The 22,348-nt window shown below is 63.0% G+C and carries 16 protein-coding genes and 2 pseudogenes; 10 read left to right on the forward strand and 8 right to left on the reverse strand.

What is annotated here, in order from left to right; all coding sequences use genetic code 11:
* Positions 1 to 59 precede the first annotated feature (59 nt).
* The gene (locus F9288_RS16850) at positions 60 to 302 is read right to left on the reverse strand and encodes a hypothetical protein (RefSeq protein ID WP_174837853.1); all 243 of its coding nucleotides are present in this window, start codon (positions 300 to 302) and stop codon (positions 60 to 62) included.
* 177 nt (positions 303 to 479) lie between these two features.
* On the reverse strand, positions 480 to 1,373 hold the full coding sequence (locus F9288_RS16855; RefSeq protein ID WP_174837854.1) for a LysR family transcriptional regulator: 894 nt from the start codon (positions 1,371 to 1,373) through the stop codon (positions 480 to 482).
* Positions 1,374 to 1,488: 115 nt separating this feature from the next.
* On the opposite strand from F9288_RS16855, the gene F9288_RS16860 reads away from it, so the two are divergent.
* Complete coding sequence (locus F9288_RS16860; protein ID WP_174837855.1) at positions 1,489 to 2,415, forward strand: alpha/beta hydrolase; 927 nt, start codon at positions 1,489 to 1,491, stop codon at positions 2,413 to 2,415.
* Positions 2,416 to 2,478: 63 nt separating this feature from the next.
* On the opposite strand, the gene F9288_RS16865 is transcribed toward F9288_RS16860, so the two are convergent.
* Positions 2,479 to 2,844, reverse strand: a complete 366-nt coding sequence (locus F9288_RS16865; protein ID WP_174837856.1) for an NAD(P)-dependent oxidoreductase — start codon at positions 2,842 to 2,844, stop codon at positions 2,479 to 2,481.
* A 192-nt stretch (positions 2,845 to 3,036) separates the two neighbouring features.
* Between F9288_RS16865 and F9288_RS16870 the strand changes: the two genes are divergently transcribed.
* Complete coding sequence (locus tag F9288_RS16870; RefSeq protein ID WP_174837857.1) at positions 3,037 to 3,747, forward strand: TetR/AcrR family transcriptional regulator; 711 nt, start codon at positions 3,037 to 3,039, stop codon at positions 3,745 to 3,747.
* Between the two features lie 99 nt (positions 3,748 to 3,846).
* On the forward strand, positions 3,847 to 5,016 hold the full coding sequence (locus F9288_RS16875; protein ID WP_174837858.1) for a CaiB/BaiF CoA-transferase family protein: 1,170 nt from the start codon (positions 3,847 to 3,849) through the stop codon (positions 5,014 to 5,016).
* A gap of 202 nt (positions 5,017 to 5,218) precedes the next feature.
* Here the strand turns inward: F9288_RS16875 and F9288_RS16880 are convergent, their stop codons facing one another.
* Positions 5,219 to 5,869, reverse strand: coding sequence for an SIS domain-containing protein (locus tag F9288_RS16880; protein WP_174837859.1), 651 nt, complete (start codon positions 5,867 to 5,869; stop codon positions 5,219 to 5,221).
* A gap of 487 nt (positions 5,870 to 6,356) precedes the next feature.
* On the opposite strand from F9288_RS16880, the gene F9288_RS16885 reads away from it, so the two are divergent.
* The 5 genes from F9288_RS16885 to F9288_RS16905 all read left to right on the forward strand — a co-directional run bounded on the left by F9288_RS16885 (position 6,357) and on the right by F9288_RS16905 (position 14,764).
* Positions 6,357 to 8,711: a TonB-dependent receptor gene (locus F9288_RS16885; protein ID WP_174837860.1), complete on the forward strand. Its 2,355-nt coding sequence runs from the start codon at positions 6,357 to 6,359 to the stop codon at positions 8,709 to 8,711.
* A 37-nt stretch (positions 8,712 to 8,748) separates the two neighbouring features.
* Positions 8,749 to 10,188, forward strand: coding sequence for an amidase (locus F9288_RS16890; protein ID WP_217482544.1), 1,440 nt, complete (start codon positions 8,749 to 8,751; stop codon positions 10,186 to 10,188).
* Positions 10,185 to 11,459: an MFS transporter gene (locus F9288_RS16895; protein WP_174837861.1), complete on the forward strand. Its 1,275-nt coding sequence runs from the start codon at positions 10,185 to 10,187 to the stop codon at positions 11,457 to 11,459. Before F9288_RS16890 ends, F9288_RS16895 begins: the two co-directional genes overlap by 4 nt.
* 160 nt (positions 11,460 to 11,619) lie before the next feature.
* Positions 11,620 to 13,440 carry an NAD(P)/FAD-dependent oxidoreductase gene (locus F9288_RS16900; protein WP_174837862.1) on the forward strand — a complete coding sequence of 607 codons (1,821 nt, stop codon included), beginning with the start codon at positions 11,620 to 11,622 and terminating at the stop codon, positions 13,438 to 13,440.
* An 82-nt stretch (positions 13,441 to 13,522) separates the two neighbouring features.
* Entirely contained in the window at positions 13,523 to 14,764 is a 1,242-nt protein-coding gene (locus F9288_RS16905; RefSeq protein ID WP_174837863.1) for a TetR family transcriptional regulator, read from the forward strand.
* 508 nt (positions 14,765 to 15,272) lie between these two features.
* Here the strand turns inward: F9288_RS16905 and F9288_RS16910 are convergent.
* From F9288_RS16910 to katG, 3 genes and pseudogenes are all read right to left on the reverse strand, one after another.
* Positions 15,273 to 15,455, reverse strand: a pseudogene (locus F9288_RS16910) (IS5/IS1182 family transposase); the annotation flags it as partial.
* A gap of 343 nt (positions 15,456 to 15,798) precedes the next feature.
* Positions 15,799 to 16,071 (reverse strand): hypothetical protein, encoded by a 273-nt coding sequence (locus tag F9288_RS16915; protein ID WP_174837864.1) that lies wholly within the window; start codon positions 16,069 to 16,071, stop codon positions 15,799 to 15,801.
* Positions 16,072 to 16,223: 152 nt separating this feature from the next.
* The gene (katG, locus tag F9288_RS16920) at positions 16,224 to 18,464 is read right to left on the reverse strand and encodes a catalase/peroxidase HPI (protein ID WP_174837865.1); all 2,241 of its coding nucleotides are present in this window, start codon (positions 18,462 to 18,464) and stop codon (positions 16,224 to 16,226) included.
* A 384-nt stretch (positions 18,465 to 18,848) separates the two neighbouring features.
* Between katG and F9288_RS16925 the strand changes: the two are divergent.
* A pseudogene (locus F9288_RS16925) lies at positions 18,849 to 19,240 on the forward strand (IS5 family transposase); the annotation flags it as partial.
* A gap of 431 nt (positions 19,241 to 19,671) precedes the next feature.
* Here the strand turns inward: F9288_RS16925 and F9288_RS16930 are convergent.
* Entirely contained in the window at positions 19,672 to 21,747 is a 2,076-nt protein-coding gene (locus F9288_RS16930; RefSeq protein ID WP_174837866.1) for a gluconolaconase, read from the reverse strand.
* A gap of 237 nt (positions 21,748 to 21,984) precedes the next feature.
* Here F9288_RS16930 and F9288_RS16935 point away from each other — a divergent pair, with 237 nt between their 5' ends.
* Positions 21,985 to 22,314 carry an SMR family transporter gene (locus F9288_RS16935; RefSeq protein WP_217482545.1) on the forward strand — a complete coding sequence of 110 codons (330 nt, stop codon included), beginning with the start codon at positions 21,985 to 21,987 and terminating at the stop codon, positions 22,312 to 22,314.
* Positions 22,315 to 22,348: the final 34 nt, after the last annotated feature.

Below are 22,348 nucleotides of genomic sequence, written 5' to 3' on the forward strand. Positions count from 1 at the left end.
CCGCCCGCATCAATGGTCGGATCGAACTGTCACATTTGCCGTTGCAGATACACCGCGCTCTACTCCTGCACGCTGCGGCCGCTGTCCTCCGCTACCGACAACAGCATCTGGGGCTGCTCGGCGGGGAAATGGCAGATATGCACGTATTCCAAATGAAACATCTGCGTGAGGTCGCGAAGCAATTCGTGCTCGAAGCTCGGCCCGCCAACCGCACCGAAAAGCCCGCCCAAGGCGGCATAGCGTAGCGCGACATCCATCGAGGGCGACGACGCTCCCCGTGCGATCATATTGTCAGGGTCCATGATCACTTTCCCCTGCCATCCGTTTTTCTCGCGGGTGGTCCGACCAATCGAAGCATCGCCCGATGGGCTTGTTGATGGATTGACCCCTGTCCCGTCTATCCATTGACGCGTAAGTCTATTCTGGGCACGATAAAAATTCAATCGATGGTTAGATTTTGTAGGCGAACGACGGCGGCGCTAACCGTGATAGCGCAGGGTCTCCAGTAGCGCGCCTAGGGCGGGTGGGCGTTGCCGACGGCTCGGATAATAAAGATGATAGCCTTCGAACGTCTTGCGACAATCGGCCAGCATCTCGATCAATTCTCCCGCCTCGATATGCGGCTCGACATAGTCTCGCGGCAGATAGGCCAGGCCAAAGCCGGCGAGACAGGCTTGCCGGACCTGGGCGATACTCGTGAACACCAACCTGCCGGGATTGGTCACCCGCAGATCCTTCCCCGCTTTGGTGAAGGTCCATGGCAGCAGTTCACCATGGGTGGGAAGTCGGAGGTTGATGCACGGATAATCCGACAAGTCGGGCGGCCGCTTCGGACGCGCGCGACCATCGAGGCATGATGGCGCGCCGACCACGGCCATCGGCATGTCCGGGGCGATCCGCACCGCGATCATATCCTTCGACACCAGATTTCCGCGACGCACGCCGACGTCGAAATGCCCACGCGCCAAGTCGGTGCGACCGTAATCGGTGCTCAGTTCGATATTGATCTCCGGGAATGTCGTCAGAAATCGTTCGAGCGCGGGCCAGATGACGGAATGGATGGCATATTCGTCCGCCGATATCCGGATCGTGCCCGATGGCCGGTCGAGCAGGTTGCCGAGTTGCGCGATGCCGAGATCGATCTCCTCCAGCGCCGGAACCACGCGCGCCAGCAGGCGCTGACCGGCTTCGGTCGCCGATACGTTTCGCGTGGTACGGTTGAGCAGGCGAATACCGATCCGCTCCTCCAGATGCCGGACGGTCTGGCTGAGCGCGGATTGCGAAACGCCCAAGCGGGCTGCGGCGCGCGTGAAGCTGCGCTCGCTCGCCACGACGACGAACGCGTTCAGATCACGCAGGCTGCCGCCGATCATTCAGAACTCCTGCTAATGACTGCATTCATATCACCCAATCTAACCATAATGCACGCGGCGCGCTATTTCCCATCGGCACTCACCCGCCCGATTTGCTGGGTATCTGGAGAATGACATGAAGAAGTCCGTGACTTTTCGTAACAAATCCTGGGATGTCGCCGCCGACCTTCATCTGCCCGCCGATTTCGATCCGGCGCGGAAGTATCGCGCGTTGGTAGTCGCGCATCCGATCAGCAGTTGCAAGGAACAGACGGCGGGGATTTATGCCGCCAGACTGGTTGAGGCAGGATTCGTCGCGCTTGCCTTCGATGCTTCAACGCAGGGCGCAAGCGGCGGCGACGGCAAGTATCTGGAGGAACCCGCGACACGCGTGGAGGATTTCCGTTGCGCGGTGGACTATCTCGTCACGCTCGATTTCGTCGACGAGGACCGGATCGGCGTGCTCGGCATCTGCGGCGGCGGCGGCTACGCCGTCAACGCCGCGATGACCGAGCGCCGGTTCAAGGCGGTCGCCACCGTGGTCGGCGCGAACTATGGCCGCGTGATGCGCGAAGCCGATCTTTCGCCCGACGCCGCGATCACGGCGCTAGAGGGAATTGGAAGGCAGCGTACCGCCGAGGCGCGCGGCGGCGCAGTCGCCATCACCAATTATTGCCCGCCGTCGAGATCGGCGCTGGAAGCGGCTGGCATCACGGACATCGATGTGGTCGAGGCAGTGGATTATTATACGACGCCGCGCGGGCAGCATCCAGGCTCGACCAATCAACTGAAGATCACCAGCACCGGCGCAGCATTCGGCTGGGACGCGTTCCATCTCGCGGAGAAGCTGCTAACCCAACCGCTGCAGATCATCATCGGCGGCGGACGACCGGGGGCGTTCGGCTCGTTCCGCGATGGCTACGAACTGTTCGCCAAGGCGCGTTCGGAGACGAAGAATCTCTTTATCGTCCCCGGCGCTACGCACTACGACCTGTACGACCAGCCGGCGTTCGTTGGCCCTGCGGCCGAGAAGCTCATCGCGTTCTATACCACCAATCTGTGACACGGCCATTGCGCATCCGGGGCCGCTCTCCGGATGCGCTGGCCCATCGCGACAGCGCTCCGACTAGTTATGCTGCCGATCGAGCCACGCGACGACACGTCCGATGCCCTCCGCGATCGATACCTTCGATTCCCAGCCGATCAGCCTGCGCGCAGCGTCGCGCGAGAACTCCTGCCTGCGCGAAACCGGCAGCGCGAGCCGGGTTAGATCAGTACGAAACATGGGCTTCAGACCCGAACCCGCTGCCGCGATTACCTGCCCGACGATCTCGCGCTGCGAGGTGTCCGCGCCCGTGTCGCTGGCGGAGCTTTCCATGCCCATCAGGTTGGCGCGCGCGGCGCGGTGCGCCACACCAGTTGGCTGGCGTAATAGTGATAGGCGCCTCCATGGGGCGAGCGCCATGATCGCCGAATCGAGCAAGCCCGCCACCGGCATGCTCCGCGCGTCCGTCCGACTAAGCGGTTAATATCAGATATTTTCAAACGGCTGCAAGGCTGAATTTCTGACACTCATCGATACCCGCTACTTGAGTTTCGAACAAACCGCCGTCAGAAATATGGAAGTTATTGTGAGCGCCCGTCAGACAGGGACAGTCTCCGGAGACAGATCGAAGGAAGAGCATTGGCTGACGCGAATCCGCCGATTAGGGAGAAAAAGCAGCGTAAGGGCGATGTGACGCGCGGTGCGATCCTCGCCGCCGCCGCGCGGCGCTTCACCGAAAAGGGCTATGCCGATTGTTCGCTGCGCGACATCGCGGCGCTGAGCGGTCTCAAGGCGGGAAGCGTCTATTACCATTTCCCATCCAAGGAGGTATTGCTCGACGAAGTGCTAATGGCGGGCATCGAACGACTGACCAAGACGATCGTGGCGCAGATCGAAGCTCTCGGCCCGAAAGCCTCCGCGACGCAGCAATTCCGCGCGATGATCCATGCCCACATCACCTGCTTCCTCGACGTGCGCGACGACGCCAACACCTATCTGCGCATCTATGAATATCTGCCACCGGTGATGAAGCGCCGGACGCGCAGCAACCGACTGGAATATGCGCAAATCTGGTTCGACGCCTTCGACCGCGGCGTGCAGAACGGAGAATTCTCATCGACCGTCGACCGCATCACCTTCATTTCGTTCCTGCTTGATTCTATGAACGGCGTGATCGAGTGGTTCCGCCCATCGCGCGCCACGATCGACGGCGTATGTGATATGATCGAGGCGACGATACTCGAAAGCATCATGACGCGCGACGCGCGCAACACTCCCACACCGGGACGGCGCGCGCCCGCTCGCCAATCTCTGCGCCCACCTTATCGCGTGGGAACTGCCGTCAATTAAATTTCTAACGGTCGGCCGATTAATATTGCAACTTCATTGGCATAGAATACACTCGTGCGATAGGTGGCAAAGTCGCCGCGGCTTTCGGGAGAACGATGCGTGACGGGGCCGCTCACCGGGTTAAAAGTGATCGAGATCGCCGGGCTTGGCCCCACGCCGTCCTGCGGAATGATGCTCGGCGACATGGGCGCGGACATCATTCGCGTCGATCGCGTCGTAAAAGCCGATCTAGCTTTGGAATTGCCGACCAGATTCAACCTTCGCGACCGCAACAAGCGCTCGGTTGCCATCGACCTGAAACAGCGCGCAGGTCTCGCCGCGCTGCTCAAGCTGGTCGAACGAGCGGACGTGCTGATCGAGGGATTCCGACCCGGTGTCGCCGAACGAATGGGATTTGGCCCGGAAGTTTGCCTTGTCCGCCGGCCACAACTCGTCTTCGCACGCGCGACCGGCTGGGGACAGGAAGGCCCGCTCGCGCAGGACGCAGGGCATGACATCAATTATGTCGCGCTAACCGGCGTGCTCGACATGATCGGGCCAGCTGGCGGCGATCCGGTGGTGCCGCTCAACTTGCTCGGTGATTATGCCGGGGGCGCGGCCTATCTTGCGTTCGGCATCATGTGCGCGGTGTTCGAGGCGCAGCAATCCGGGCAAGGACAAGTCGTGGACGGCGCGATCGTCGACGGCGTGACCGGACTATTGACGATGTTCCATGCCATGCGGCAGGCGGGGCATCTGAATGCCAGACGAGGTGCGAACCTGCTCGACGGCGGCGCTCCATTCTACACCACCTATCGGACGAAGGACGGAAAGTCCGTCGCAATCGGTGCGCTAGAGGGACGCTTCTATCGCACGTTGGTCGAAAAACTGGGATTGAACACGGCAATCCTTGCCAACCGCAACGATCGTGCGCAATGGCCGGCGCTCCGCGCGCTGTTCGCCGACATTTTTGCTCGTCGCACGCGCGACGAATGGATTCAGCATTTCGCCGATTGCCCGGACGCATGCTTCTCCCCGGTCCTGTCCCTCGATGAGGCCGGTAGCCATCCCCACAATCGTGCGCGCGGCGCACTCGTTCGTTTCGACGACCTCGACCACCCTCGCCCTGCTCCTCGCCTGTCGCGAACGCCGGGGGGCATATATGGTGCTCCGCCCCGGATCGGCGAGCAAACACGGGAAATCCTTACCGGCTGGGGGTTGGACGAGACCGCAATCCAGCAGGGACTGGAAAGCGGTGCGTTCCTCGACACCGGCAGCCGGCGCGACTAATCGCCGGCGGCGCGATCAGAATCGAAAGAAGCGCGAGGCGTTGCCGTTCTTCATCGCCTCCTGTTCGTTGATCGAATAAGGCGTGATGATCCGGGCATAGGTGTCGAACAATTCTCGAACGTTCCCGGATAAAGCGAATCCACTGACCAGTCTAAACCGAAGAAGCAGCGATACGTGCCACAGAATTCGAGGCAGCTTTCAATCAGCCACCCGAACGAATTGAAGGTCCAGTGATGACCGCGCCAAGGTCGACGCGATCGAAATCGCGCACGTCAACCCTATCTCGAACAAAGAGTTTCAGGGTTAACGGTCGGCTAAAGTGGTTCTCGGCCGATCTCAATCGATAAAGATTTCGCCCGCGAGCCGAGCGCGGCGCGATCGTCGGTATCTCGGCGCTGTGGTGGTTCCACGCCACTACGCGATCACCGTGAGATGCGCAGCAAGGGCGGATGTCTGGGTCCATACCGCGCCGCAAGGCTACTGCGTTCACCGCTCCGCAAAAGGACCGGATTTCGAGCAGCAGCTGGACGACCGGCACCACATCGACAGTTTCCAGACGGACCGCGCCGGTGACTAGACCACCGGTCACGAACACGCGATATCCTTGAACAAGTGAAAGCTCGACGGGCACTTCGATGCTGTCGGCGGCTTCATCTTCCTGCCGGAACACCAGCAACGGAAAATCCAGGTCGAACAGCGCCATCGGACCGTGGCGGACCTCGGCGGCGTTGAACGCCTCCGCATGGAGCGCGCACGTCTCCTTCAACTTAAGCGCCGCTTCCGCCGCGATCGAAAGGCCGCACCGCGCCCGATGACGTACAGGCCACGCATCGGCTAACGCTTCGGCCAGCACGCCCCGGTCCAGCGCCCACGTCGCGCCAGGAAGCCCGGGTACCTCAGCAAGCCAAAGGAAGCCGTCCCGGGGCCAGCAAGCTCGTCAGATAGAGGCCAGCGAACAGGCTACGGATATAGCTTTTCGTCGCCGTCACGCTTCGCTTGGTCCCGGCGTGCGGTGGCACCGGGAAGTCCGCCAACGTGGCCAGCGGAGATTCCATGTCGTTCACCATGGCGACAACACGTACGCCGTTCCACCGGATGGCCTCGATCGCCCAGAGCAGATCGGTGGATCGATCCCGCGCTTGTAGCGGCAGCCGCCACTCCCGAGGATGGCCTGACATCTGGCCTAATGATGGTTGGCGTCGCCCAAACGGCGGCATCCCTGAATCTATTCGTTGCGGATGTGTCAGTAATGAAGAGCTTGACTCACATATATCGAATGGGTGAATAAACGCACCTAATCGTAACAGACCCTATTCGGGGCGCATGGGGAGGACGGCTAAATGAGCAGGTCGAGCAGCGTTTCGCGCATTTGTCTCCTGTATGCGGCAGGCTTCGGCGCGCTGGGTATTGCGTCGGGCGCAAACGCCCAAAGCCAGCCGGCGCAAGCGAGCCAGAGCGGCGCGACGGAGGAGCAGAAGGCCCAGGCCGCGCGGGAAACGGGCGACATCGTCGTCACGGCGCAGCGCCGCGAACAGTCGATACAATCCGTGCCCGCCAGCATCACCGCCTTCGGTCAGGCCGCCATCACCTCGCTGGCGATATCGAACGTCAACGACATCACCCGCCTGACGCCCGGCCTCGTCATAAGCCGCGCGAGCGGGGAAGGCAGTTCGACGTCGATCGCGATCCGCGGCATCGCATCGCTCGTCGGCACCTCGCCCACCGCGATCTATATCGACGACACCCCCATCCAGGTCCGGTTGCTGGGCGCCGGTCAGGCGGCCGGCTCCGCTTATCCGGCCGTGTTCGACCTCGAGCGGATCGAGGTACTCAAGGGGCCGCAGGGTACGCTGTTCGGCGCATCGTCGGAGGGCGGCACGGTGCGATTCATCACGCCGTCCCCGGATCTTAACCAATGGGGCGGCCATGCCCGGGCCGAGGTGTCGGCGGTCCAGTCGGGCGGGATGGGCTATCAGTTCGGCGTCGCCGCCGGCGGCCCGATCGTCGAGGACAGACTGGCCGTCCGGCTCAGCGCCTATGCCCAGCGCGACGGCGGCTGGATCGATCACCAGCCATATGGCGGGGGCGCCAGCGAGAGGAACGTCAACGATGCCGAAACGCAGGCGATCAGCGCCGCCTTGCTATGGCGTCCGGTCGAGGGCCTTTCCATCACCCCCAGCATCTTCTGGCAGCAGCAACAGACGGGAGCGGGCGCGTTCTTCTGGCGCAACCTGTCCGATCCCGATCAGCACCGCTTCGTCAGCGGATATCTCAGCACCGATCCGAGCCACGACAGCTTCGTGCTTCCGGCATTGAAGATGCAATGGGATCAGGGCGACGTCAGCATCATTACCAATACCTCATGGCTGGACCATAGGCTGCGGGGGCATCGTGACTATACGTTCGCGATTCAGGAGGTGTTGACGGGCAACTACACCGGCCCGAACGCGCCCTCCACCACCTATCTGTCCAACCCGCAAAAGCAGTTCGTGCAAGAATTGCGCGTGCAGGGGCGCAGCCTCGACGGACGACTCAACTGGGTAATCGGCGGCTTCTACCAGGTGTCCCGGCAGCGGGCTTACCAGAGCGTCGTCTCGCCGACGCTGGGAGACCTGATCCAGAATCTCTACGGCGTACCGATCGAACTCGCCCTCGGCTCGCCGCTGCTTCCCGGAGGCGTGGCCTATGCCGGCACCGATGAATCGCGGGACACGCAGATCGCGGGCTTCGCCCAGGTCGATTTCAAGGTTCTGCCGAAGCTGACCCTCACCCTCGGCATCCGTCAGGCGCATTCGGGGTTCCGTTTCACCAACGCGCAAAGCGGTCCGTTCAACGGCGGGAACAGCGCGGCGACCGGGAAAGCATCGCAGAATGACACGCTCCCCAAATTCAGCGTGACCTATGAAGCGACCGATAATGTGCGCCTCTACGCTACCGCTGCGAAGGGTTTCCGCCCCGGCGGCGCGAACGCCCCAGTGACCACATTATGCGGCCCGGACCTGCAACTGGTGGGACGCACGAACAGTCCGCGGACCTATTCCTCCGATACCGTATGGAGCTACGAAGCTGGCGCCAAGGGCGAGGTGTTTGACCACCGGCTGGTGTGGGACGTGAGCGCCTATGTGATCCGGTGGCGCAACATCCAGAACCAGGTGGCCCTGCCCCATTGCGGCTTCAGCTACATCGACAATCTCGGCAAGGCCGAGAGCCGCGGCTTCGAGGCGCAGGCACGGGTCCGGCCTGTCGAGGGCCTGACCGCCGCATTTTCCCTGAGCTACACCGACGCGCGATATACCCAGACGATCCCCAGCGTATCGGGGAACCTCGTCACCGACGGCCAGTTGCTCAATGCCGCGCCGTGGCAGCTTTCGTTCGCGCTCGATTACGAGGCGCGGGCGGATTTCGGTGGGTTCCGCCCCTATTTCCACGCCGACAATCAATATAGTTCGACCTTCCTGATGGACGATCCGGCCAATGCGCTGTTCAATTCGGTGACGCGGCGCAACGGCGGCGTGAGCCTGGTCGCGGCTCGCATCGGATTGCGGCGCGACAACCTCGACATATCGGTCTTCGCCAAGAACCTGCTCGATACCCACCCCATCACTTATACGAAGTGGACGGTCGGATCGGGCCTCTATGCCGACACCACGGTCGCCCCGCGCACGCTCGGCGTGACCATCACCAGCAATTTCTGAGCGAGGTCATCGCTCTTTCGACAAGGCGCGGGAACAGATGAGCATGAAAGCGGAAAAGGTGCGCGTGGAATTCGAGCGGCCCGGCGTATCGGCATTCGACGATCCGCTGGCCCAGCTAGATGCGGTGGCGACGGCCGACTATATAAGACGCGGCGATCTCGACACGGCCGAGGTGATGGAAGCGACGATCGCGCGGGCGGAGCGCTTGCAACCGTCGCTCAATTTCCTGGTCAGCACCGATTTCGATCGCGCGCGAAAGGCAGCGGCCGGCGCGAAACGTGCCGGCCCCTTTGCCGGCGTGCCGATGCTGGTGAAGGATCTGTCCGACGCCATCGGCTTCACGACCGGCCACGGCGCGCGGTTCGCGCAAGGCGGGCCGAAGGCGACGAGCCAGCTTCCGTTCGTCGACGCGATGGAGGTGGCCGGCTTCACATTGTTCGGCAAGAGCGGCGCACCCGAATTCGGCATGATGCCCACCACCGAGTCCAATGCGACCGGGCCGGCGCGCAACCCGTGGAACCCGGCCTTCTCGACCGGCGGATCGTCTGGCGGCGCGGCGGCGGCCGTGGCGGCGGGCGTGATTCCAGTCGCCCATGCGACCGATGGCGGCGGTTCGATCCGCATCCCCGCTTCGTGCTGCGGTCTGTTCGGCCTCAAGCCGGCGCGGCAGCGGACCGTGCTGGCCGAAGTCCCCGACGAATCCCCTATCCAGATCGCGGTCGGGCTATGCGTGTCGCGAACGGTGCGCGATACCGCGACCTTCCTCGATGTCGTCGAGCGCAAAGGCAGCGATGCCATGCTGCCCCCGGTCGGGCTGGTGACGGCCCCACTCGGGCGTCGGCTCAAAGTGGGATTGCTGCTGACGGGATTCGGCGGTCAGATACCCCACCCCGAGGTCACGGCGGCGATCGAGCAAACGGCGGCGCTGGTCGAGACCCTGGGCCATGATGTCGAGCCGGCCGTCTGGCCCTTCGGACAGGAGTTCTTCACCGCCTTCATGAAGATGGCGGGATCGGGCCTGGCGCATACGGTCAGGGAGCTTGAAGAAAGCCTCGGGCGGACGCTCGATGAGCAATTGGTCGAACCCTATACGCTGGCGCTTGCCGAGCTGCATGGACGCGATCCCGCAGCGGCTGCGGCGGCGATCGAGGACGTCGCGCGATACAGCCGGGTCTTCACCGAATGGCTGAACGGCTATGACGTCGTCCTCAGCCCCGTGCTGAGCGATCCGCCGACGCCGATCGGTCATTTCGCTCCGGGGCTGCCTTACGAGCTGATGCAGGAACGGCTCGATCGCTACATCGCCTTCACGCCGCCGCACAATGCCGCCGGCGTGGCGAGCATGTCCGTGCCGCTCTCGCTGACTTCCGAGGGCCTGCCGGTGGGGAGCCAGTTCGCCGCCGGAGCGGGCGGCGAACGCCTCCTGCTGGAACTCGCCTATCAACTCGAGGAAGCAAGTCCCTGGACCTGCCGATGACGGAGGCGTGGTGCGAGGCGGCGCCCGCGCCCCGGGCCGAATGGCGCGACGGGTGGCGCGTCCTGCTCGCCTCGGTTCTCGGCATGGGCTCCGGGATCAGCATGTTCGTCGGCGTCATCGGCTTCTTCATGAAGCCGCTTCAGGCGGAGTTCGGCTGGGGGCGCGGCGAGCTGGCGCTCGTCGCCTTCGCGCCGCTGCTGACCTCGATGATGCTCCCGCTGTTCGGGATATTGGTCGATCGCTACGGCGTCGCGCGCTTCGTCGCGCTGGGAACGATGCTGTTCGCTTTGTCCTATGTCGTCCTGTCGGCCATGCCCGACGCGCTGTGGATCTATCTGGGTCTGATTGCCTTCATCGGGTTGATCGCCGGCCCGCTGTCCAGCCCGCTGGTTTTCACCCGGCCGCTGATCGTCAGTTTCGAGCGGTGGCGCGGCACGGCGGTATCGATCGGGATGAGCGGCGGATACGTGCTGTCGGTCGTGGTCTTCCCGATCCTCGCCGCGACGATCGCGGCATGGGGATGGCGCGCCGGCTTCCTGCTCCTCGCACCGCTGACGCTGGTGACCGGCGGAGTCGCCGCGTTCCTGCTCCGCGACGATGGCCGCCCCGCCACGACTGGCGCGATGGAAGCGGCGGAAGGCGCGACCCTGCACGAAGCTATACGATCGCGGCCGTTCTGGCTGCTGCTCGCCGCGATTATCTTGGGCACGGTGTCCGCGGGCGGCATCGTCGGGCATCTGCAACCTTTGCTGTCCGACAAGGGCGTCGGCGCGGCCGAGGTCGGCCTCTATGCCTCATTTTTCTCCGCCAGCGTCATCGGCGGCCGGCTGGCGACGGGGGTGCTGCTCGACCGGCTGTGGCCGGGGCTCGTCGGCTGCGCGTCGCTGATCCTGCCGGTCGCGGGCCTGCTGATCCTCGCCATGCCGGCAAGCAGCGCGCCGGTCCTGATCGGGAGCATGGCCCTGCTCGGGTTCGGACAGGGGGCGGAGGGAAATCTCATCGGCTATTTCACCGCACGGCTGTTCGGGCACCGCGCCTTCGGCGTCATCTACGGCGTGCTGGGGTTTGGCTACGGCGTAGCCTTCTCGATCGGCGGGGTCGCTTTCGGTTACAGCTTCGACCTGATCAACAGCTATTCCGCTGCGCTGCTGGTCAGCGGCGCGATGTCAGTCGCGGGCGCGTTCGCCATGCTCGGCACCGGGCGGCACGGCGATGCGCTTCCGGCGAGGCGTTCGGATGACCGCATCGCCCATTCGGTCCACCGATGCTGAAAGATTCGAGGCAGCACAGCCGAAGGCATATGGCTTACTTATAATTGCCAAATTACACCTGATCGTAATTCAAGCTCATGGGTCAGGCGGGGCCGGGACAGGCGAGCGGTCGGGAAATCGCCGGAAGGCATCGGCGCAACAATTCGGAGAGTGAAACGTCATGGTCACGCAGAAGGATGCGATCGCCGCGGATTTCGATCTCGATGCGCTACGCGAGAAATACCGTCAGGAACGCGACAAGCGGATCCGTCCCGAAGGCAACGCGCAATATCTCGAGGTCGAAGGCGAGTTCAGCCACTATCTCGATGATCCCTATGACAATCCGGATTTCACGCGCGGGCCGAGGAACGACGAAATCGAAATCCTTGTCATCGGCGGCGGCTTCGGCGGGCTGATCGCGGCGTCGCGGCTGCGCCGTGCCGGATTCGAGGATATCCGGATCATCGAGAAGGCCGGCGATTTCGGTGGGACATGGTATTGGAATCGCTATCCCGGCATCCAGTGCGACACGGAATCCTATATCTACCTGCCGTTCCTTGAAGAGACCGGGTATATCCCGACCGAAAAATATATCCGCGGATCAGAAATCCGCGAACATGCCGAGCGGATTGCAAGGCATTTCGACCTTTATCGCGACGCCTGCTTCCGCACGATCGTCACGGAGATGCGCTGGTTGGAGGATGAGGGGAAATGGCTGATCGCCACAAACCGCGACGACCGCATGAAGGCCCGTTTTGTCCTGATGTCCAGCGGCCCGCTGAACCGGCCGAAATTGCCGGGCATTCCGGGAATCGACGGATTCAGCGGCCATATGTTTCACACCTCCCGGTGGGATTATGCCTATACGGGCGGCAATAGCGCCGGCGCTCTTGCGGGGCTGGCCGACAAAAGAGTCGCGATCATCGGCACAGGCGCCACCGCCATCCAGTGCGTGCCCTATGTCGCGCGGGACGCGAAGAGGTTGTTCGTGTTCCAGCGCACACCGTCATCGGTGGATGCTCGCGGCAATCGCCCGACAGACCCGGAGTGGGTGACATCGCTCCAGCCCGGCTGGCAGAAGATACGGATGGAGAATTTCAACGCGCTCGTTTCGGGCGTGCCGCAAGATCAGGATCTGGTGAATGACGGCTGGACCGACATAATGCGGAACCTTGCCGGCATCACGCTCCGGCATGAGGCCGGGGCAACGGACCCCGAGACGCTCGCCGCCCTGACCGAACTCGCCGACTTTCGGAAGATGAACGAGATCCGCGCGCGGGTGGACGCCATCGTCTCGGACGAGCGGACGGCCGAAGCACTCAAGCCCTGGTATCGCCAATTCTGCAAGCGCCCGACGTTCAACGACGATTATCTCGCCGCTTTCAATCGTCCGAACGTGTCGCTCATCGATACGTCGGGGCGTGGCGTGGAGCGGGTCAGCAAGGCGGGGCCGGTGGTCGATGGAATCGAATATCCCGTGGACTGCATCATTTTCGCGACGGGCTTCGAGATCGGCACGGCCTATACGCGGCGGGCCGGACTGGAAGTTCATGGGCGCAGCGGCAAGACGCTGACGAATCATTGGCAAGACGGCGTGAAAACGCTGCACGGCTTCTACAGCTATGGCTTCCCGAACTGCTTTCACCTCGGGATAACCCAAGGAACAATCACCACAAATTTCTGCCACATGCTTCTCGAACAGGCGGATCACGTCACCGCCGTGCTCGATCGCGCGCGCGCTCTCGGGGCGGATATCATTGAACCAACGGAAGCGGCAGAAGCCGAATGGGTGGAAACGATCCGACAGACGAAGCTGCGAAACCTCGATTTCCTGGAAGCCTGCACCCCCGGCTATTATAACAACGAAGGGCACCCGGGCGACGGGAACGGCCCGATCGACGAGCAATATGGCAGAGGATCGATCGCCTTTTTCGACCTCATCCATCAATGGCGGGCGGAAGGAAGCTTCCAGGGGCTCGGTTTTGGCGTGGCCGGTGCCTGACGCTGCCGTCCGACGGGCCTGCCCTTTTCACGGAAATTACCTGCGGTTACCAAGCTGCGCCTGGTAACGGGGGAAATCTGTCTTGGCCCAAAAAAAGCGAAGCGACGGCAATCGTCTTGGGTGGGAGACGCTCGTCGTCGTCGCCTCGAAGCATCTCAACACGATGGGCGTTTCCGTCGAATGGTTCTCGGAAATCGCCAGGGACCTGCGCGTCACCAGACCGGCGCTTTATTCCTATGTCAGCGATCGCGACGACCTGCTCTTCAAATGCTACAAGAGATCGTGCGACGTCCTTGTCGATACGTTAGACGCCGCCGCTGCCGCGACCGACGATCCTCTCCGGATACTCGACAACTTCCTGACGGCCGCCATCTCAGGCGCGCAGCGGGAAGTCGCGGCGCTGAGCGAAATCGATGTCCTTCCGCAAGAGAGGCAGGCGATCATCCGGTCGCAGCATGAAGCCCTGGTCACCGCCGTCGCCGTGATCGTCCGGCGCGGCATCGACAGCGGGCAGTTTCGCGCAGTCGATCCGCAGATCGTCGCGCTGTCGATCATCGGCATGATCACCTATGCCCCGCTGGCGCGCCGTTGGTTGCTGCAAAGCGCCCACCCGCAGCAGGCCAATGGTGCGAGGGAGCTCCTGTTCCACGGGTTGGCGGCTTCTCCGGAACCCGATCTGAGCCAACCCTTTCCGTCGCTGAATACCGGCCCGGCAAGGATCGACCTGTTCGATCGCGCGGCGCTGGAGGAGGCTCGCCGGGAAACGATCCTCGTAGCCGCCTCGCTGCTGTTCAACCGCCGCGGCGTTGGCGGGACGCGTGTCGACGACGTAGCGGCCGCGCTCGGGATCAGCAAGCGCACCATCTATCATTATGTGGGGCAGAAGGACGCGCTGCTGGATGCCTGTATCGAGCGGGCCTATAAATTCTATTTCTCCGGCCTGTATATGGCGCAGCGCTCGCCGGGCTCGCGCCTCACCGCTATCTACGGCGTGATGAAGGAGATGATCCTGGCGATGAGCGACCCCGACATGGCGATGCTGCTTCCCTATGTCGGCTTCGGTCAGTTGAGCGCCAAGGAACGCCGCAGTGTCAACATCCATGCGCAGGAACTGACCGAAGGGTATCGGACGATGCTGGAGAAGGGGCAAAGGGAAGGAAGCATGAGGAATTTCGCGCCCTACGATATCTTATCAGCTTCACTGCCCGGCATCTTTACATGGGTCGTGAACGACCCGGCGCCGTTCAATCGGGATCGGAGTTATATCGTTGAGGAGATCGCCAGCATCATCGTTCGCGGAATTATAGTCCGTCAGTCTCGCTGATTTTTGTCAGTAACGAATTATTTAATCGCGTTGCAAGTCATTATCTGCCATTTATGCCAATCCCCTATGAACTGCGAGCCTTCACAATATCTCGATTGGCTTCTACTAAACCAAACCCACTTGAAAGTTCGGTTCCCGCTACAAATTCTGATGATCTCCGATGAGTCTATCTCAAATATGACAATCCCGAATGCTGCAGCACGATCCGTTCCGTACGAGAAGGGATCAAGCTTCTTTGTTCAACGCGCTAGAGAAGCTTTATAGGCTGGCCAGCTTGGCAATAGGCTATGCGTTGGGGCCGGCCACGCCGATCACCGTTCTTGCAAAAAATATCGGCGCGCCAAAATACGGATAAATAAATTATTAACATTATATAATTATTATCGTATGTTATACAAAGACTCAGAGATCATGACTCATGTGGCTTACCAGCCGTGATGTAGTCTGATCCAACATGGATTTGTTGCATAACGTAACCGCAGTATGACGGTGGTATTATTGACGAATATTATGCGGCGCGGATTGTGGTTGGAGTTCCGATTTGCGAGAATCGATTGAGGATTGCAGCACGGACTTTGAGTTCTGCAATCTGACGATCGAAGGTACGAGATGCGACGCGCTGTCCGAGCAGCTTGAAGCAGTGCATTTTGGTCTTGGCGAGGCTGCGGCGCTGATAGCCACTCCAATTCTCCAGTCGCGCTGTCGTCCGACTGGCTTGTGCCGAAACACAGGCTGATCGAGTGACTCAATCTCGAATGGACACGAGCCAGGGCGATTACGCAGTAAAAAGAGCGGCCCGCAACCGACCTCTTATCCCGCTACAAGCCATTGCTTTCCTAAGGAAAATGTCGCGCCCGGAACGATTCGAACGTCCGACCCTCAGATTCGTAGTCTTGAAATCTGCCGTTCGTCCACTTCGCGGGCATGCGCTCGTGAACGACTGACGTTGGAGATTTGGCTGCCGTTCCCGACGATCAGCGCGAATGGCAGATTTCGCCCAAAGGGGACATCCGATTGCACGATTACCAGCGACGTCAGGCGAGCCCGAGCAACCAGTTGGCCAACGACACCGGGCGGATCGTCGCTCCGGGCATATGCTCGCTGAGTTCGCGCCGATTGGCTATCAGCCATGCAAGGCAATCGGCGCGGCTTTCGAACAGCGCGAAACGCGCCCGCGACGGCACCTTCCCTTCTCCATCGACGAGGAACCGGGCATGGGGGCGGCAGCCCGGGGCGGCGATCCAGTCACGGCTCGGGGCCTCCACCGCGGCCGCCCAATACGGCCTGCGGGGATCGAGCGAATCCACCTGACTTCGATCCATCGAACATCCTCTCCACGGTCGATCGATCCGCAATGCCTCTCATGACGGGGCGGTGTCGGAAGCGATCGGGAACGATCCGTCTCCGGGATCAGGCGCGCCGCGACCGGGAAGTGCCCGGCTGCGGCGCGCCGGTCCCGCTACCCGACCGTCGCCGGCTCGGCGATCCCGATCGGCTCCACGCTGTCGGGATTCTGCGGCAGGTCGAAGCGATCGGCGTTCATCACCTTGGTCCAGGCGCTCACGAAATCGCGGACGAACTTCTCCTCATGCCCCTTCTCGGCATAGACCTCCGCGACCGCGCGCAACTGGCTGTTCGCGCCGAAGATCAGGTCGGTGCGGGTCGCGCGCCACTTCTCCTGCCTGCCGGCGCGGTCATAACCGATGAACTGTTCGTCCGCGCTTTCGTCGATCACTTTCCAGAAGGTGTCGTTGTCCAGCAGGTTGACGAAGAAGTCGTTGGTGAGCTGGCCCTTGCGCTTCGTGAACACGCCTTCCGGCGCGTCCTTGTGATTGGCGCCGAGCACGCGCAGCCCGCCGAGCAGCACCGTCATCTCCGGGACCGACAGGCCGAGCAACGAGGCGCGATCGAGCAGCAGCGCCTCGGTCTTCACCGACTGCCTGGTCTTGAGGTAGTTGCGGAAACCGTCCGCCGCCGGCTCCATTACCGCGAAGCTCTCCTCGTCGGTCCAGTCCTGCGTCGCATCGCCCCGGCCGCCGGTGAACGGCACCGCGATATCGAAGCCGGCGTCCTTCGCCGCCTTTTCCACCGCCGCCGTGCCCGCCAGCACGATCGCATCGGCCATCGACAGGTTGCCGCGCAGCTTGTCGATCCCGGCGAGAATGGCCGCCAGTTCCGCCGGTTCGTTGACCGCCCAGTCCTTCTGCGGCGCGAGGCGGATGCGTGCGCCGTTGGCGCCGCCCCTGTGGTCAGTTCTGCGGTAGGACGATGCCGAAGCCCACGCGGTCCTGACCAACTGGCCGATGGTGAAGCCCGCGCCGAGGATCGCCTGCCGAAACGCGGCGATGTCGCTGTCAGACGCACCGTTCCCCGCCGGCACAGGGTCCTGCCAGATCAGATCCTCCGCCGGAACTTCCGGCCCGAGGTAACGGGCCTTCGGCCCCATGTCGCGATGGGTGAGCTTGAACCAAGCGCGCGCAAAGGCATCCCTGAACGCTTCGTGATCGTTGCGGAACTTCTCCGAGATCACGCGCAATTCGGGGTCCATCTTCAGGGCCATGTCCGCCGTGGTCATCATCGTCGGCACCCGTTTCGACGGGTCGTGCGCCGCCGGCGCCATGTCCTCCGGTTTCTGGTTGATCGGCTGCCATTGCTGGGCGCCGGCCGGGCTGCGCACCAGCTCATATTCGTAGTCCAGCAGGAGGCGGAAGTAATTGTCCGACCATTGGGTCGGCGTGTTGACCCATGAGCCCTCGATGCCGCTGGTGACGGTGTGCGCGCCGAAGCCATTTCCGTTGGCGTTCGCCCAGCCCAGCCCCTGCAGCGCGATATCGGCCCCTTCCGGCGCCGCGCCAACTAGGCCGGGATCGCCCGCGCCATGCGCCTTGCCAAAGGTATGGCCGCCGGCGGTCAGCGCGACCGTCTCCTCATGGTTCATCGCCATGCGCTCGAAGGTGATCTTGATGTCGCGCGCGGATTGCAGCGGGTCGGGAACCCCGCCCGGACCTTCGGGATTGACGTAGATCAGCCCCATCTGGATAGCCGCCAGCGGATTTTCCAGCTCCAGTTCCTCTTCGGGGAGGATGCGGGTCTTGTTTCCCGGTTGGCCGACAAACTGCTCCTCAGAGCCCCAATAGATGTCGCGCTCCGGCTCGAAGACATCGCGACGGCCTCCGCCGAAGCCGAAGATCGGGCCACCCATCGATTCGATCGCGACGTTGCCGGCCAGGATGAACAGATCGGCCCAGCTGATATTCCTGCCGTATTTCCGCTTGATCGGCCACAGAAGTCGCCGCGCCTTGTCGAGGTTGCCGTTATCCGGCCAGGAATTGAGCGGGGCGAAGCGCTGCTGGCCGCTATTGGCGCCCCCGCGCCCGTCCGCCGTGCGATAGGTGCCCGCGGCGTGCCACGCCATGCGGATGAACAGCCCGCCATAATTGCCGTAATCCGCAGGCCACCAGGACTGGCTGTCGGTCATCAGCGCCGTGAGGTCTGCCTTGAGCGCTTGATAGTCCAGCGCGTTGAACGCTTCGGCATAATCGAAATCCTCGCCCATCGGATCGGGCGAGAGGCCGCCCTGATTGAGGATTTCCAGCGGGAGAGCTTCCGGCCACCAGTCGCGATTGGTGCGGCCGAGCAGCGAGCGAACCGGGGCCGGCTGGCCCATCGGACAACCCATTTCGCCTGTCTTCGCATCCATGGCTCAATCTCTCCTGTGCTTGTCGGACCACAGAATAAACCGGACGCGGCACTGACGTTAGCAATTAAACCCAGTCAAAGATAGTCAGGAAATCGATCAGTGCCGATCGAGGGTTGGACCATGATGATGATGCTGCAATAGCGTTATCGATCTGGCGGGCTTGGAGCGACCAACCGGTAGTAGCGCCGGTCGATCGTATCCACGACCTTCCCGTTCCGAAAGTTCCGTTGACCCGACTCGGATGTCCCGCTCAGCGGCCGACGGCCCCCTTGTCGGCGACCGCCGTTTTCCATGTTTTTTTCATGGAACCGACTATACTTCATCGTAAGTCATTGAAAATATGGTGGGCGCGCAGGGATTGAACCTGTGACCAAGGGGCGCTCGAGCCAGGGGATCGGCCGCTCGCGTGGCGGCTGGACGACAAAGATCCACGCACTCGCCGACGTTATCGGACGCCCGTATGCGCTACGCCAGGCAACGTCAGCGATGTCAGCACGGCGCCCGCGCTCCTCGAACGGGCTGGGCCTATGCGATACCTGCTCGGCGACGAGGGCTATGATGCCGACCGGCTCCGGCGCTCGCTACGCGACACGGGCACCATCCCGGTTATCCCCGGCCGGCGCATCCGCTACGACAAGGATCGCTATCGCGGCCGTCACCTCATCGAAAACACCTTCTGCCGCTTGAAGGATTTCCGCCGCGTTGCCACTCGCTACGATAAACTCGCCGCCAACTTCCTCTCAGGCGTCGCTCTCGCCACCGCCATCGCCTTCTGACTGTGAATGAGTCTCAGCCCTAGAATGAAATTGGACAAGCTCCGTCGCCAACACACCGCGAATGGCGGAAACGGCTAGAAGACGCCCCTGCCCTCATCGGTCGACGCAAGCGAGGCGAGAACCTGACTAAGGTTAGGGCGATCTCTACCATCAACCGCGACATCGTTCCGTTTCGAGTGGCCTTGGGGCGCGTCCTGGCTCTTGGCACGCCCAACACAGAAGCGGCATGACAGGAGGCGCTTATTAGGCGCCAATCGGCGTCGCGACCTCTACCTCGAGCGTAGCGAGCGAAGGAAGCTACTCGACGCAGCGGACGAGGAGTGAGCCCCTTTCTTCATCTGCGATTAAATCGAATTCAACCAGCTTCACCCCGGCGCTCACCGCGAAGGCCGCCGGCTACGGGGCCGGCGCGCGGTGGATGGAACGCGCCCTCAGCGGATCGTGATCGGCAGATCGCGTTTGTCGATCGCGACATTTCCCGCGCGATCGGCGGCATAGATGCGGATCGTGTAATCGCCGGGCGGAAGGTCGGCCGGGCTCCAGCCCCCCTCCTCCGCGCGCCCGTGCCGCATGACATTGGTGACGACATAGAGAAAGCGCGTCCGCTGATCGCTGTGGACCGTATCGCCGCTCGCGGGCGCATAAGCGATCTTCGCCGCGCCGGCGGCGTTCGGCATACGATCGAATTCGAGCATGATGCGCGGCTGTTCGAAACCGGGCATCGCGGTGCCATCGGCCTTCAGGATCTGGAACCCCGCCTTGTACAAACCAAGGCGGCGGCGCGCGGCGTTATTGTCCACCTGGTCCCAGGCTTCGACGACGATGCTGACATCGCCGCCAGTCGCCGGGAGGACCAAGCGCCCCTTGTCGGTCGCGGTCAGCCGCTGGCCCGCGCCATCGAGGATATGCACATTCTCGATCCGCGGCGCGACATGATCGCTGAAGCCGGGAAAGCGCAGCAACAGCGCATTGACCTTGGCGCGCGGCGGCCCGAGCTCGAGATGGACATGCGCCATGCGGTTGATCGTGCCGAGCGGATCGCCGACCCGGAAATGCGCACCGCGCCTGATCCGCACCCGAGCGACACGGCCCTGCGCATCGCGAATGACGGCGAAGCGTGCCGGATCGAGCGATACGCCGGCATCCGTGCGGCCGACGCGCATGTGGATATAGGTCAATTCATCGATGCGCAGGCCCTCGTTCAGCCCCTCCAGCCCCCAATTGGGTATCGGATCGCGCACCGTCTCGTCGGCGGATGCGACGACCGTCGTGCCCATCGGCGAGCTGATATCGAGCCCGGCGTGCAGGTGATCGCGGCTTTCGCCCCGATAATTGCCGCGCACCTCCCCGAGATCGCCGACCACTTCATGCCAACTCAGCTGCGGGCGGACCGGCCACGGAACGATCGACGCCCCGACCAGCGTCGGCGGCGCAGGTTGCGGCAGCGCGGCTGGCGCGGCCTCCGCACGGCGTAGCGCAAGCTTGCGGATCGCATAGGCCGAGGCATCGGCGATATAGAGCGCTCCCGCCCGATCGACCGCGAGCCCGGCGGGGCCGATCAGCGCGAGCGCGACATTGCCTTCGATCATCGATCCCGGCCCCGCCAGCACTTGCAACGCTCCCGTGGGCGACATCTGCACGATGCGGCCGCGCTGGAAGGAGGCGATATAGACGAACCCGTCATGCGTCGGCGCCAATCCAGTCACGCCCTTGAGCAGCCCGCCACCATCGCTCGGGTCGCTATGCGCAACCGTCGAAACCTGACCGTCGGGCGTGACCCTGCGCAGCGCGTCATTGCCGGTATCCGCGACGAGCAGCGCGCCTTGCCGATCGAGCGCGATTCCGGTCGGCGTATCGAACGCCGCCGCCGCGCCCTGCCCGTCGGCGAAACCCGGCGCATCCTGCCCCGCCAGCGTCCGCACCTGACCGTCAGGCGCGATCAGGCGGATGCGGTCATTGTAGCTGTCCGCGACATAGATATTTCCCTTGCCGTCGACCGCGACGCCGATCGGGCCGCTGAACCGCGCCTGCGCCGCGGCGCCGTCGCGATAGCCCGAGGTTCCGTCTCCGGCGATCGTCGTAACCGTGCCGTCCGGGCTGATGCGGCGGATCGTGTTGGCGCCGGTATCCGCGACGAAGACATTCCCCGCGCGATCGAGCGCGAGGCCGGACGGCGTGTCGAACGATCCGGGCAAGGTCGTGACATTGCCGTCGGAATCGATCTTGCGGACGCGGCCGGGCGCGCCGGCATCGGCAACATAAAGCGCACCGCGCGGATCGATCGCGATCGCGAACGGGTCGCCGAAACGCGCGTTCGCTGGCTCGCCATCGGCAAAGCCGCGCACGCCGGAACCCGCCATATTCGTCAGCGTCGCGGGCCAGCCGAACCGGGTCGGCGCCGGCGCGAACCAGCCCTGTTTCACCAGCAGCCAGATCCCGCCTCCGGTTATGGCCAGAATGAGCAGGCCAAGGACCAGAGCGAATTTGCGGGGTGATTTACTCAACATCAGGCTCGCGCCTTTGCCGCAACCCACACCGCGATCTCAACAGGAGATTGTCCGAATAATGCGCCGAGCGTCAGGCGCCGGTGGCTGGCGGCGATCGGCGGAGCATGCGCCCGCACGCGCCGATACGTAATTGCCGTCCACCCACGCATCCGGGACCGCCGCGTCCTATCGCCGGGCCGCGGTGAAGGCCAATTCGCCAGCGTTGTCTGGCGAACCGGCACCCCCTATCGCATGCGGATGAGCTACGCCTTTCTCGCCATCGCCATCGTCTCGGAAGTGATCGGCACGTCGTTCCTCAAACAGTCCGAGGGGTTCACCCGCCTCGTGCCGACCCTGATTATGGGGATTTGCTATGTCGTGGCTTTCTACTTCCTCTCGCTGACGCTTCGCCACATCCCGACCGGGGTGGCCTACGCGATCTGGTCGGGCGTGGGGATCGTGCTGATCGCCGCGATCGCCTGGATCGTCCAGGGGCAGAAGCTCGATGCCGCCGCGCTGATCGGCATGGCGCTCATCATCGCCGGGGTCGTGGTGATGAACCTGTTTTCCGCCACCACCGGCCACTGAACATTGCCTCCGGCGGCGGATCGCGTTTACCCAT

Source organism: Sphingomonas sp. CL5.1 (assembly GCF_013344685.1).
In the GTDB taxonomy this organism is placed as follows: Bacteria; Pseudomonadota; Alphaproteobacteria; order Sphingomonadales; family Sphingomonadaceae; genus Sphingomonas.